The organism is Halopseudomonas xiamenensis (assembly GCF_014219065.1).
GTDB lineage: Bacteria > Pseudomonadota > Gammaproteobacteria > Pseudomonadales > Pseudomonadaceae > Halopseudomonas > Halopseudomonas xiamenensis.
This window is the reverse complement of sequence record NZ_JACLGO010000009.1, coordinates 60,504-72,613: the sequence shown is the minus strand read 5'-3', so window position 1 is coordinate 72,613 and position 12,110 is coordinate 60,504. Positions and strand designations below refer to the sequence as shown.

Sequence of the window (12,110 nt, the reverse complement as noted above, 5' to 3'; positions counted from 1 at the left end):
GCGCGCAGAGGGCTTGCCGCGGGCCGGCAAGTCGCAGGGGAAAGCTCAGTCATGCAGGATATCGTGATCATCGGCGGGGGCGTGATCGGCTGCCTGTCGGCCCTCAATCTGCTGGATGCCGGCGCGCGGGTGACGCTGGTCGAGCGCCAGCAGGTCGGTCGTGAGGCGTCCTGGGCCGGGGGCGGCATAGTCTCCCCGCTGTATCCGTGGCGCTACCCACCAGCGATCAGCCGGCTGGCCGATTGGTCGCAGGGTTTCTATCCGCAGTTGGGCGAGCAATTGGCAAAAGCCACCGCCATCGATCCCGAGGTCACACCCTGTGGCCTGCTCTGGCTCGACCACGCCGAGCAGGATGATGCGCTGGACTGGGCGGCCCGACAGGACAAGCCCCTGCGCCGGGTGGACGCCGAGTTCATCTACCGTCAGGTGCCGGTGTTGGCCGAAGGGTACCGCAGCGCGCTGTGGCAGGCCGATCTGGCCAACGTGCGCAATCCGCGGCTGATGGCGGCGCTGCGTACGCGCCTGGCACAGATGCCGGGTTGCCGGCTGCTGGAGCATGCCGGGGATGCACGCCTGTGGCTTGAACAGGGCAAGGTGGCCGGGGTGCAGGCGGGCGGCCAGCGCCTGGCGGCCGATGCCGTGATACTGGCGACCGGGGCCTGGAGTGGCGAGCTGCTGGCTGAGCTGGGGCTGGGGTTGCCGGTGCAGCCGGTCAAAGGTCAGATGCTGCTGTACAAGAGCGAGCCGGGCTGGCTGCGCAGCATGGTGTTGTTCGAGAGCCGCTACGCCATCCCGCGGCGTGATGGTCATATCCTGCTGGGTAGCACCCTGGAGCATGAAGGGTTCGACAAGACCACCACGGCACAGGCGCTGGATTCGCTGCATGCGTCAGCCGTGCGCCTGTTGCCGGCACTGGCTGGGCAACAACCGGTCCGGCAGTGGGCCGGGCTGCGACCGGGGTCACCGGATGGTGTGCCTTATATAGGTGAAGTGCCGGAGTATCCGGGGTTGTGGTTGAACACCGGGCATTTTCGCAATGGCCTGGTGCTGGCGCCGGCGTCCTGCCGGCTGTTGGCGGACCTGATGCTGCGGCGCCAGCCAGTGGTTGATCCCGTGCCCTATCGGGTAGAGGGTCGGGTGCAGCGGCTGGCAGACTCGCCATAGGGCCGGTTCTGCTGCAGTGGCAAAATCGTTATCGCGCCGGGGCGGCGCTCCTACCTCATCAGGCCTGCGATGGTCGGTGTGGGAGTCCCGCCTCGGGGTGATAGCGGGCCGCCTGCCGAGTACGGTATCCCGGCGTAGCGCAGGCGCGCCACACCCCATGGTGCCCGGGTTGTCGAGCGCCTGCTCGACGACAGCGCGCCCCGGCATCCCGGTCTGTAGCCAGGCTAATCTTCCAACCCCAGCTTCTTCAGCCTGTAGCGCAGCGAGCGAAAGGTCAGGCCCAGGCGGCGGGCGGCGGCGGTCTTGTTCCAGCGCGCTTCCTCCAGAGCCTGGGTCAGCGCCTTGCGTTCGATGTCATCGAGAAAGTCTTCCAGTGAATCGATCTGGCCGAGATCGGCCTCATCGGCCGGCAGCGGGTTGCTGTTGAGCTGGATGTCCTCGGCCATGATGCTGTCGCCTTCACACAGGGTGAAGGCGCGTTCCAGGATGTTCTCCAGTTCCCGCACGTTGCCGGGAAAGCGATAACCGCTCAGCCGCTCCATGCAGGCCGGGTCCACCGATGGCTGCTCCAGCCCCGAGCGCTGCGCCAGTTGCCGCAGGATACGCTCGACCATCAGCGGGATATCCTCGCGCCGCTCGCGCAGCGGCGGCACCCGCAGTTCGATGACGTTGAGCCGGTAGAACAGGTCCTGGCGGAAACGGCCCTCGGCCACCTCCAGTGCCAGGTCCTTGTGCGTGGCGCACAGCAGGCGCACATTGACCGGCTCTTCCTGCTGGGTGCCGACCGGGCGCACGGCCTTTTCCTGAATTGCACGCAGCAGCTTGACCTGCATGGCCAGCGGCAGGTCGGCGACCTCGTCGAGAAACAGCGTGCCGCCAGCGGCGGCCTGGAACAGTCCGGGCTTGTCGGCCACGGCGCCGGTGAAGCTGCCCTTGCGGTGACCGAAGAACTCGCTTTCCATCAGCTCCGAGGGGATCGCACCGCAGTTCACCGGAACGAAGGGATGACAGGCCCGTGGTCCCAGATCATGGATACGCCGCGCCACCAGCTCCTTGCCGCTGCCGGATTCACCGCTGATATACAGTGGCGCTTCGCTGCGCGCCAGCTTGGCGATCTGCTTGCGCAACTGGCGGATCGGCGGGGAAATGCCGAGGATGGGGTCGTCGTCCTCGGGCGCCGCCGGTTGCTCAGTGCGGCGGCTGAGGCGCAGGGCGCTGTTGACCAGTTCGCGCAGGCGCTGCAGGTCCACCGGTTTGGTGACGAAATCGAAGGCGCCGGACTTGAGCGCGCTGATCGCCGTGTCCAGGCTGCCATAGGCGGTGATCATGGCCACCGGAGTGCTGGGACAATGCTGCTGGATGTGGCGCACCACGCTGAGGCCATCGCCATCGGGCAGGCGCATGTCGGTCAGGCACAGGTCGAACTGCTGCTGGCCGAGAAGCTCCAGCGCCTGGGCCAGGGTGGTGGCGCTGCGGGTCTTGATATTCATCCGCCCCAGCGTCATGTCCAGCAATTCGAGGATATCGGGCTCATCGTCAATGATCAGGGCCAGCGGGTTGTTCACTGAGTGCTCCATGCGGTCACGCTATTCAAGGTATGCATCATACCAGTCGTTGCGGGTGAGCGAAGACTATGCGCATGCAACTGCCGCGTGGCTCCAGGCGTTCGTACTCCAGCCTGGCCTGGTTGCTTTCGCACAGCTCACGGGAAATGTACAGGCCCAGGCCGGTGCCGGAGGAGTCGGTGGTGAAGAACGGCTCGAACACCTGGCCCAGGTGGCGATCATCGATGCCCGGGCCGTGATCGATGACCTCCAGGGTCGGCAGACCGGTATCGGTGGCCTCGTACAGCTTGAGCCAGATGGTCCGCGGGCTGCCCGGCTCGCCGCTGTAGCGAAAGGCGTTCTGGCACAGGTTGCCGAGCACCTGGTTCAACTGGTTGGGGTCCATGCGGGTGAGGATACCTTCCTTCTCGAACTCGCATTCGATGATATCGGTCGCCGGGCTGGACTGGCGGTGATCGCGGATGAACTGCGCCAGCCACAGCGTCAGATCCACCAGTTGCGGTTCGCTCTGGCGGCGCCGGGACAGCTCCAGCACGGTTTCGATGACCCGGTTCATGCGCTTGGAATGCTGCTGGATGATCTCGGTCAGGCGCCGATCCTGGTCGTCGATGTGCTCGGACTCGACCAGCAGTTGTGCGGCGTGACTCAGCGCGCCCAGCGGGTTGCGGATCTCGTGGGCGATACTGGCGGTGAGCCGGCCGAGCGAGGCCAGCTTCAGCTGCTGTACCTGTTGCGCCATCACCGCATTGTCATCCAGGAACACCAGCAGGGATTCACTCTCGTCGGCCGGCAGGCGCTTGAAGCTGGCCATCAGCTCCGCGCCACCGACGTGGTTGCGAAACGGCAGGGCGCGGATCGACGGGTTGACCTGCCATTGGCGCTGGCGCTGACCCAGTTCCGGCGACAGTCGATCCAGCTCCATGCCGCGGATGATGGGTTTGCCGAGCATCTGCGCCGCCGCCTCGTTGGCCAGCAACACTTCCCGCGTCTCGTCGATCACCACGATGCCGGTGCGCATGCGCTGGATGATCAACTGGTTGAGCTTCTCCATGTTGGCCAGGCTGGCGGCGTGCTGCTGGGCCAGGTTCTCCGACTGGCGCAGGCGGCGACTGAGACGCTGCACGAACAGGGCCACGGCGAAGTAGATGCAGCCCAGCACGCCGACCTGCAGGTAGCTCTGGCTGATGGCCGGATGTGACAGGCTGAGAAAGAAAGTCAGGTAGATCAGCGCCAGGCTGGCCAGTGCCGCGAGCAACTGGCCGATACGCCCGTGCAGCAGGATATTGCCGGTCGCCACCGGGATGATCAGCAGGTTGCCCAGGCCACTGCTGGCGCCGCCGGCGGCATAGAACAGGATGGCCAGCAGGAAGATATCCAGCACTGCCAGCACGAACAGGTGCAGATCACGCTTGCCCTGGTGCAGCAGCAGGGCGATCAGCACATTGACGATCAGGTAGATCCAGCTGGCGCTTTCATACAGGTCCGGGTTCTGCAGGTCGATCAGCCCGTCGCGCAGGGCGGAGCTGGTCAGCAGGGTCAGGAACAAGCCCAGTACCACCCGATAGATATTGTAGATGCGCAATATTTTCGGGCGTTGGGAGTCTACCGTATCAGCCCTGCTGATCCACATCGCGGTGCTCGCTGCAGCAATACCATTTCTCGCCCTGGCGCAGCGCCAGGTGTTCCGGCAGATGCAACTGGCACTGGGCACAGCGAACCATCTTCGGCGCCTGGGGTGGTGGCGCGCTGCGGCGCCGGTCCGCCTGCGCAGCCTTCATTTGCCGCCAGAACACGAAGGCGATATATGCCAGCACCAGCAGGATGAAAAGTTTGATCAGGCCCATGAACGCTCTGTTTCCGGTAGGTGAAGTGCCCCTAGTGTATCCCACGCGGGCATTGTGCCAAACAAGTCCGTCATCGTCGTTGCGGCGCCGCAGGGCTTGATCGACAATAACCCGACTATTGAGACAGGAGATCGGCAATGACTGCCAGTGTGCGTATCGTTTTGGCCCAGCTCAACCTGCGTGTCGGTGACATTCGCGGCAACCTGCAGCGCATCGTGGATACCGCCATCCACGCCCGGGACGAACTCAAGGCCGACGCGGTCATCTATCCGGAACTGACCCTGTGCGGCTATCCGCCGGAGGACCTGCTGCTGCGTTCGAGCATGCAGCAGCGTATCGAACAGGCCCTGCAGCAGTTGGCCGAACGGGTCTCGGGTATCAAGCTGGTGGTGGGCTATCCCTGGCAGGTCGAGGGCCGCTGCTACAACCAGGCGGCGCTGATCGCCGATGGCCGGGTGGTCGCCAGTTACCGCAAGCAGAAACTGCCGAACTACAAGGTGTTCGATGAGAAGCGCTACTTCACCGAGGGCGACAGCCCCTGTGTGGTGGAGATCGGCGGGCTGCCAGTGGCGCTGACGGTCTGCGAAGATATCTGGCACAGTGAACCCATGCTGCAGGCGCGTGATGCCGGTGCACGGCTGATGCTCAACCTCAACGCCTCGCCATTCCACATGGGCAAGCAGGCCGAGCGCGAGGCGGTGCTGCGCCAGCGCTGCGCCGAGGGTGGCATGCCGGTGCTGTACGTCAACCAGGTGGGTGGCCAGGACGAGCTGGTGTTCGATGGCGGCTCGGTCGCCATGGATGCCAGTGGTGAACTGGCACTGCGCGGCGCGGCCTTCGTCGAGGGCCTGTATCCGGTGGATATCGAACATGATCAGGCCGGGGTGCACCTGCGGGCGGGAACGCTGGAGCCATTGCCGGAGCTGGAGGCGAGCATCTACCAGGCGCTGGTCACCGGTGTGCGTGACTATGTCGGCAAGAACGGTTTCAAGGGCGTGCTGCTGGGTCTGTCCGGTGGTATCGACTCGGCATTGAGCATGGCGGTGGCAGTGGATGCGCTGGGCGCCAATCGGGTCGAGGCGGTGATGATGCCCTATCACTACACGGCCGAGATCAGTATCCATGACGCTGCCGAGCAGGCCACCAACCAGAGCGTGACCTACCGCGTACTGCCCATCGCGCCGATGGTCGAGGCGTTCATGGACACCTTGGCGCCGGTATTCGCCGGCATGGCCCGGGATACCACCGAGGAAAACCTGCAGGCCCGCTGTCGTGGTGTGCTGTTGATGGCCCTGTCAAACAAGAGTGGCGCCCTGGTACTGACCACAGGCAACAAGAGTGAGATGGCGGTGGGCTACTCGACACTCTACGGCGACATGGCCGGCGGCTACGACGTGCTCAAGGACGTGCCCAAGACCATGGTCTTCCGCCTGGCCGAATACCGCAACAGCCTGGGCCCGGTGATACCGCAACGGGTCATCGACCGCCCGCCGTCAGCCGAGCTGTCGCCCGGGCAGAAGGATGAGGACTCGCTGCCGCCCTATCCGTTGCTGGATGAGATCCTGCGTCTGTATGTGGAGCATGACCAGTCGGCCAGGGATATCATCGAGGCCGGGTTCGACGAGGTGGTAGTGACCAAGGTATTGGCCATGGTGGACCGCAATGAATACAAGCGGCGCCAGGCGGCGATCGGGCCGCGGGTGACCCAGCGTGGGTTCGGGCGCGATCGGCGTTTGCCGATTACTGCCAGTTGGGCGATAGAGGAATAATCGGGTATTGGGGGCGGGGCAATCCTCCCCCTCGTCTCGTCATCCTTTGCTCCTTCCCCGTCATCCTCGGCGCAGGCCGAGGATCCATGGTGCCGGCTGACTCGGAGTGGCCGATGGATCCTTCGCCTCGGCTTTGGCTTCCTGCGTCGCCCTACCTCCTGCATCCATGCAGTCGTTCGCGAAGGATGACGAAGAGGAAGCCGGCAGTCAGTCGAACAGCCCGAATGTCAGACGGCTCCAGATCGAACGCTTGGGTGCTTCTTCGCGTTGCGGCGCGCGGATGTCACGCGGCAGGGCGGTGAGGGCGTTCTGGTACTGCTGCTCCATTTCCCGCTCCATCTGGGTTTCCCGGTTCATCGATGGCGGGGTCAGCACCTTGTCCAGCAGGCCGACGGTCATCGACTCGACCCAGCCGGCGTCGCGCTGTGCCGGCTCGACATGGTGGCGGAACTCGCCATTCTTCAGGCTCGGGTGTTCGGGGTAGTTGGTCTGCAGGGTCAGCAGGGCATTGTCGGCCAGATCATCCAGCGCCAGCTGGCGGTAGCCTTCGACCATCAGCGCCAGACCATCACCGACCGCGGGAGTCTGCTGGAAATTCTCGACGATGTAGCGGCCGCGGTTGGCAGCGGCGATATAGGCGCCGCGCTTGAGGTAGTAGTGGCCGACATGGGCATCATAGGAGGCCAGCAGGTTGCGCAGGTAGACCATGCGCAGGCGGGCATCCGGCGCGTAGCGGCTGTTCGGGTAGCGGCTGACCAGTTGGGCGAATTCGTTGAACGAGTCGCGTGCGGCACCGGGGTCGCGGCGGGTCATGTCCAGCGGCAGGAAGCGCTCGAAAAGGCCCCGGTCACGGGTGAAGGAGGTCATGCCGCGCATGTAGTAGGCGTAATCCACATCGGCATGCTGCGGGTGCAGGCGAATGAAGCGATCGGCCGAGGACTTGGCCGCCTCCAGCTCCAGGCTCTGGTAGTAGGCATAGATCAGCTCCAGCTGTGCCTGCTCGGCGAAGCGCCCGAACGGATAGCGTGACTCCAGGGCTCGCAGCGAGTCGATGGCCAGGCTGTAGTTGTTGGCGTCCAGGTTCTTCTGGGCAATGGCGTAGAGCTCGGACTCGCTGAGCGACTCGTCCAGCACCGTTGCCTTGTTTGAGGAGCAGGCCGCCAGCAGACTCAGCAGACCGACCAGCAGTAGATGTTTTATCGACATAGTTGACATCCGGAGGGACGACCTCGCGCTGTTGCCCTGACAGCCGTCCTGTTATAGTTGGACCCTGTTGCACGGCACACCATGTGCCAGACAAAGAAGCCGTATTTAACCACAGCGCCGAGCCGAAACCAAAAGGGATTGCGCGCCACCCCTGCGCTCCTCGGCGCATGCCAGCGAGCCATTGATGTCCGAACGAATCCGCATGTCTGCACAGGTCACCCCGGAGTGTGGTGGTCAACGCCTTGACCAGGTCGCAGCCCAATTGTTCCCCAGCCATTCACGATCGCGCCTGCAGGGCTGGATCAAGGATGGCAGCCTGACCGTGGATGGCAAACAGATCCGCCCGCGCGACACTGTCTATGGTGGTGAGCGACTGGAGCTGGATGCCGAACTGGAAGTGCAGGGCGACTGGCAGCCCGAGGCCATCGACCTGGATATCGTCTACGAGGACCACGCGCTGCTGGTGATCAACAAGCCGGCCGGGCTGGTGGTGCATCCGGCGGCGGGCCATCAGGATGGCACCCTGCTCAATGCCCTGTTGCACCACGCGCCGGAGCTGGCCAAGGTGCCGCGGGCCGGTATCGTGCACCGCCTGGACAAGGACACCACCGGGCTGATGGTGGTGGCCAAGACCCTGGAGGCGCAGACCGACCTGGTCATCCAGCTGCAGAACCGCACCGTCACCCGCGAGTACGAGTGCGTGGTGGTCGGGGTGATGACCGCTGGCGGCAAGGTCGACCAGCCGATCGCCCGGCACGGCAGCAACCGGCAGAAAATGGCGGTGGTCGCTGGTGGCAAGCCGGCGATCAGTCACTACCGGGTGATCAGCCGCTTTCGCGCGCATACCCACGTCAAGGTCAAGCTGGAGACCGGTCGCACGCACCAGATCCGCGTGCACATGAGCCACATTAATTTCCCGCTGGTGGGCGATCCGACCTATGGTGGTCGGCTGCGTATTCCGCCGGGGGCGACGCCCGAGCTGATCGCCATGCTGCGCGGCTTTCCGCGCCAGGCGCTGCATGCCCGGCGCCTGGAACTGGAGCACCCGGACGATAACCGCCCGATGCGCTGGGAAGCGCCGCTGCCGCAGGATATGCTTGAGCTGTTGGCGCTGCTGCGCGAAGACGGTGAGCTGGAAGAATGAAGGATTTCTGGTTGCAGGCCGACTGGCCGGCCCCCGAGTGGATCAGGACCTGCGTGACCACACGCCAGGATGGTTGCAGCCAGGGACCGTTCAAGGGCTTCAATCTCGGCACCCACGTCGGCGACGACCCCAACCATGTGCTGGCCAACCGGGCGGAACTGGCGCGCAAGCTCGGTTGCCGCCTGGCCTGGCTGGAGCAGACCCACAGTACCGATGTGGTGGAGGCGGCGCCGGGGCTGGTGGAGGAGGCTGATGCCTGCTGGACCAGCGAGATGGACGTGGCCTGTGCGGTAATGACCGCCGACTGTCTGCCGGTGCTGTTCTGCGACCGCGCCGGCACCCGCGTGGCGGCCGCGCATGCCGGCTGGCGCGGGCTGGCCGGAGGCATACTGGAAAACACCGTGGCGGCGCTCGGTGTAGCGCCGCAGGAGCTGCTGGCCTGGCTGGGGCCGGCGATCGGCCCGCAGGCCTTCGAGGTCGGCCCCGAGGTACGCGAGATTTTCGGCAGTGCCGCTGCCGCCGAGTGTTTCACGCCATCGCAGCGGCCCGGGCACTACCTGGCGGATATCTACCAGCTGGCCCGGCTGCGGCTGCAGGCAGTGGGTGTGACCGCGGTCTATGGCGGTGGCTGGTGCACGGTGAACGACTCCCTGCGCTTCTTCTCCTATCGGCGCGACGGGCAGACCGGGCGCTTCGCTTCACTGATCTGGCTGGATTCTGCGACAAAAAATTGACACTGGTCAGTGTCTTCCCCCTTGAAAGCGCAATAATAATCCTCATCTATCATTCATCTCATATGAATCTTGCCGGAGCCCGCCTCCGGCCTGCCCGATAAGGATTGACTCCATGCGTATCGACCGCCTGACCAGCACCCTGCAGATGGCCCTGTCCGACGCCCAGTCGTTGGCCGTGGGCCGTGACCACAACCAGATCGAGCCGCTGCACCTGCTGCTGGCGCTGATCGAGCAGCAACAGGGCTCGATCAAGCCGCTGTTGCTGCAAGTCGGCTTCGACCTCAACAGTCTGCGCCAGCAATTGAGCACGGCCATCGACCAGTTGCCGACCATCAGCAACCCCACCGGCGACATCAACCTGTCCCAGGACCTGGCACGCCTACTGAACAAGGCCGATGCACTGGCGCAGAAGCGCGGTGACCAGTTCATCTCCAGCGAGCTGGTATTGCTCGCGGCGCTGGACGACAGCACCCGCCTGGGCAAGATCCTGTTGGCCCAGGGTGTATCGAAGAAGGCCCTGGAAACCGCCATCGACAACCTGCGCGGAGGTGCAACCGTGAACGACGCCAATGCCGAGGAATCCCGCCAGGCGCTGGACAAATACACCGTCGACCTGACCAGAAAGGCCGAGGAAGGCAAGCTCGATCCGGTCATCGGCCGCGACGACGAGATTCGCCGCACCGTACAGGTACTGCAGCGCCGGACCAAGAACAACCCGGTGCTGATCGGTGAGCCCGGCGTGGGCAAGACCGCCATCGTCGAGGGGCTGGCCCAGCGCATCATCAATGGCGAGGTACCCGATGGCCTGAAGGGCAAGCGCCTGCTGTCGCTGGACATGGGCTCGCTGATCGCCGGCGCCAAGTTCCGCGGCGAGTTCGAGGAGCGCCTGAAAGCCGTGCTCAACGAGCTGGGCAAACAGGAAGGCCAGATCATCCTGTTCATCGACGAGCTGCACACCATGGTCGGCGCCGGCAAGGCCGAGGGTTCGATGGATGCCGGCAACATGCTCAAGCCGGCCCTGGCGCGCGGTGAGCTGCACTGCGTGGGCGCCACCACCCTGGACGAGTACCGCCAGTACATCGAGAAGGACGCGGCGCTGGAGCGGCGCTTCCAGAAGGTACTGGTCGACGAGCCCAGCGAGGAAGACACCATCGCCATCCTGCGCGGCCTCAAGGAGCGTTACGAGGTACACCACAAGGTGGCCATCACCGACGGCGCGATCATCGCTGCGGCCAAGCTGTCGCACCGCTATATCACCGACCGCCAGTTGCCGGACAAGGCCATCGACCTGATCGACGAGGCGGCCAGCCGCATCCGCATGGAGATCGACTCCAAGCCCGAGGAGCTGGACCGCCTGGATCGCCGGCTGATCCAGCTCAAGGTCGAGCGCGAGGCGCTGAAGAAGGAAGACGACGAAGCCACCATCAAGCGGCTCGAGAAGCTGGAGGAGGACATCGATCGCCTGGAGCGCGAGTACGCCGATCTGGAGGAAATCTGGAAGTCCGAGAAGGCCGAAGTGCAGGGTACTGCGCAGTTGCAGGAGAAGATCGAGCAGGCCAAGCAGGAGCTGGAGAACGCCCGGCGCAAGGGCGACCTGAACCGCATGGCCGAGCTGCAGTACGGCATCATCCCGGATCTGGAGCGCAGCCAGCAGATGGCCGAGCAGCATGGCAAGACCGAGAACCAACTGCTGCGCAACAAGGTCACCGACGAGGAAATCGCCGAGGTGGTGTCCAAGTGGACCGGCATCCCGGTATCCAAGATGCTCGAAGGTGAGCGTGACAAGCTGCTGCGTATGGAGCAGGAGCTGCACAAGCGGGTGATCGGCCAGGACGAGGCGGTGGTGGCGGTATCCAACGCGGTGCGCCGTTCGCGCGCCGGCCTGTCGGACCCGAACCGCCCCAGCGGCTCTTTCCTGTTCCTTGGCCCGACCGGGGTGGGCAAGACCGAGCTGTGCAAGGCGCTGGCCGAGTTCCTGTTCGATACCGAAGAGGCCATGGTGCGCATCGACATGTCCGAATTCATGGAGAAACACTCGGTGGCCCGACTGATCGGTGCGCCTCCGGGTTATGTCGGCTATGAGGAAGGGGGCTACCTGACCGAAGCGGTACGTCGCAAGCCGTACTCGGTGATCCTGATGGACGAGGTCGAGAAGGCCCACCCGGATGTGTTCAACATCCTGCTGCAGGTGCTGGAAGATGGCCGCCTGACCGACAGCCAGGGCCGTACCGTGGATTTCCGCAACACGGTGATCGTGATGACCTCGAACCTGGGCTCGGCGCAGATCCAGGAACTGGTCGGTGATCCGGAAGCGCAGCGCGCCGCGGTGATGGATGCGGTCGGCCAGCACTTCCGCCCGGAATTCGTCAACCGCATCGACGAGGTGGTGGTGTTCGAGCCGCTGGGCAAGGAGCAGATCGGCGGCATCGCCGAGATCCAGATGAGCCGCCTGCGCCAGCGACTGGCCGAACGCGAACTGAATCTGGAACTGAGCGACGAGGCCCTGGAGAAACTCATCGCCGTCGGCTACGACCCGGTCTACGGCGCCCGCCCGCTCAAGCGCGCGATCCAGCGCTGGATCGAAAACCCGCTGGCCCAGCGCATCCTGGCCGGCGACTTCGAGCCGGGTGCGACCATCAAGGCGGGAGTGGCAGGCGAGGACTTCGTGTTCAGCAGCTGAGCCA

The 12,110-nt window shown here is 64.7% G+C and carries 9 protein-coding genes; 5 read left to right on the top strand and 4 right to left on the bottom strand.

Features of this window, described 5'->3' with window-relative positions; genetic code table 11:
* Positions 1-51: 51 nt before the first annotated feature.
* Positions 52-1,164 (top strand): glycine oxidase ThiO, encoded by a 1,113-nt coding sequence (gene thiO, locus H6X51_RS08080; protein ID WP_185267035.1) that lies wholly within the window; start codon positions 52-54, stop codon positions 1,162-1,164.
* A 224-nt stretch (positions 1,165-1,388) separates the two neighbouring features.
* On the opposite strand, the gene H6X51_RS08075 is transcribed toward thiO, so the two are convergent.
* From H6X51_RS08075 to H6X51_RS08065, 3 genes are read right to left on the bottom strand one after another with little or no spacing between them, the layout of a single operon-like run.
* Positions 1,389-2,729 (bottom strand): sigma-54-dependent transcriptional regulator, encoded by a 1,341-nt coding sequence (locus H6X51_RS08075; RefSeq protein WP_328795638.1) that lies wholly within the window; start codon positions 2,727-2,729, stop codon positions 1,389-1,391.
* Between the two features lie 37 nt (positions 2,730-2,766).
* Entirely contained in the window at positions 2,767-4,359 is a 1,593-nt protein-coding gene (locus tag H6X51_RS08070; RefSeq protein ID WP_185267033.1) for a sensor histidine kinase, read from the bottom strand.
* Positions 4,340-4,573 carry a PP0621 family protein gene (locus H6X51_RS08065; protein ID WP_185267032.1) on the bottom strand — a complete coding sequence of 78 codons (234 nt, stop codon included), beginning with the start codon at positions 4,571-4,573 and terminating at the stop codon, positions 4,340-4,342. The genes H6X51_RS08070 and H6X51_RS08065 overlap by 20 nt, the downstream gene beginning before the upstream one ends.
* A gap of 137 nt (positions 4,574-4,710) precedes the next feature.
* Between H6X51_RS08065 and H6X51_RS08060 the strand changes: the two genes are divergently transcribed.
* Positions 4,711-6,342, top strand: coding sequence for an NAD+ synthase (locus tag H6X51_RS08060; RefSeq protein ID WP_185267031.1), 1,632 nt, complete (start codon positions 4,711-4,713; stop codon positions 6,340-6,342).
* Between the two features lie 207 nt (positions 6,343-6,549).
* On the opposite strand, the gene H6X51_RS08055 is transcribed toward H6X51_RS08060, so the two are convergent.
* Positions 6,550-7,548: an outer membrane protein assembly factor BamD gene (locus H6X51_RS08055; protein WP_185267030.1), complete on the bottom strand. Its 999-nt coding sequence runs from the start codon at positions 7,546-7,548 to the stop codon at positions 6,550-6,552.
* A 184-nt stretch (positions 7,549-7,732) separates the two neighbouring features.
* On the opposite strand from H6X51_RS08055, the gene rluD reads away from it, so the two are divergent.
* The 3 genes from rluD (at position 7,733) to clpB (ending at position 12,106) form a co-directional block, all read left to right on the top strand.
* On the top strand, positions 7,733-8,692 hold the full coding sequence (rluD, locus tag H6X51_RS08050) for a 23S rRNA pseudouridine(1911/1915/1917) synthase RluD (protein WP_185267029.1): 960 nt from the start codon (positions 7,733-7,735) through the stop codon (positions 8,690-8,692).
* Complete coding sequence (gene pgeF, locus H6X51_RS08045) at positions 8,689-9,426, top strand: peptidoglycan editing factor PgeF (RefSeq protein ID WP_185267028.1); 738 nt, start codon at positions 8,689-8,691, stop codon at positions 9,424-9,426. The genes rluD and pgeF overlap by 4 nt, the downstream gene beginning before the upstream one ends.
* Positions 9,427-9,538: 112 nt before the next feature.
* Complete coding sequence (gene clpB, locus H6X51_RS08040) at positions 9,539-12,106, top strand: ATP-dependent chaperone ClpB (RefSeq protein ID WP_185267027.1); 2,568 nt, start codon at positions 9,539-9,541, stop codon at positions 12,104-12,106.
* Positions 12,107-12,110 lie beyond the last annotated feature (4 nt).

Bases quoted from the DNA above. Each gene is read 5' to 3' on its own strand.
- H6X51_RS08065 (WP_185267032.1), bottom strand. From the start codon at position 4,573: ATGGGCCTGATCAAACTTTTCATCCTGCTGGTGCTGGCATATATCGCC.
- H6X51_RS08070 (WP_185267033.1), bottom strand. From the start codon at position 4,359: ATGTGGATCAGCAGGGCTGATACGGTAGACTCCCAACGCCCGAAAATA.
- H6X51_RS08060 (WP_185267031.1), top strand. From the start codon at position 4,711: ATGACTGCCAGTGTGCGTATCGTTTTGGCCCAGCTCAACCTGCGTGTC.
- rluD (WP_185267029.1), top strand. From the start codon at position 7,733: ATGTCCGAACGAATCCGCATGTCTGCACAGGTCACCCCGGAGTGTGGT.
- clpB (WP_185267027.1), top strand. From the start codon at position 9,539: ATGCGTATCGACCGCCTGACCAGCACCCTGCAGATGGCCCTGTCCGAC.
- thiO (WP_185267035.1), top strand. From the start codon at position 52: ATGCAGGATATCGTGATCATCGGCGGGGGCGTGATCGGCTGCCTGTCG.
- H6X51_RS08055 (WP_185267030.1), bottom strand. From the start codon at position 7,548: ATGTCGATAAAACATCTACTGCTGGTCGGTCTGCTGAGTCTGCTGGCG.
- pgeF (WP_185267028.1), top strand. From the start codon at position 8,689: ATGAAGGATTTCTGGTTGCAGGCCGACTGGCCGGCCCCCGAGTGGATC.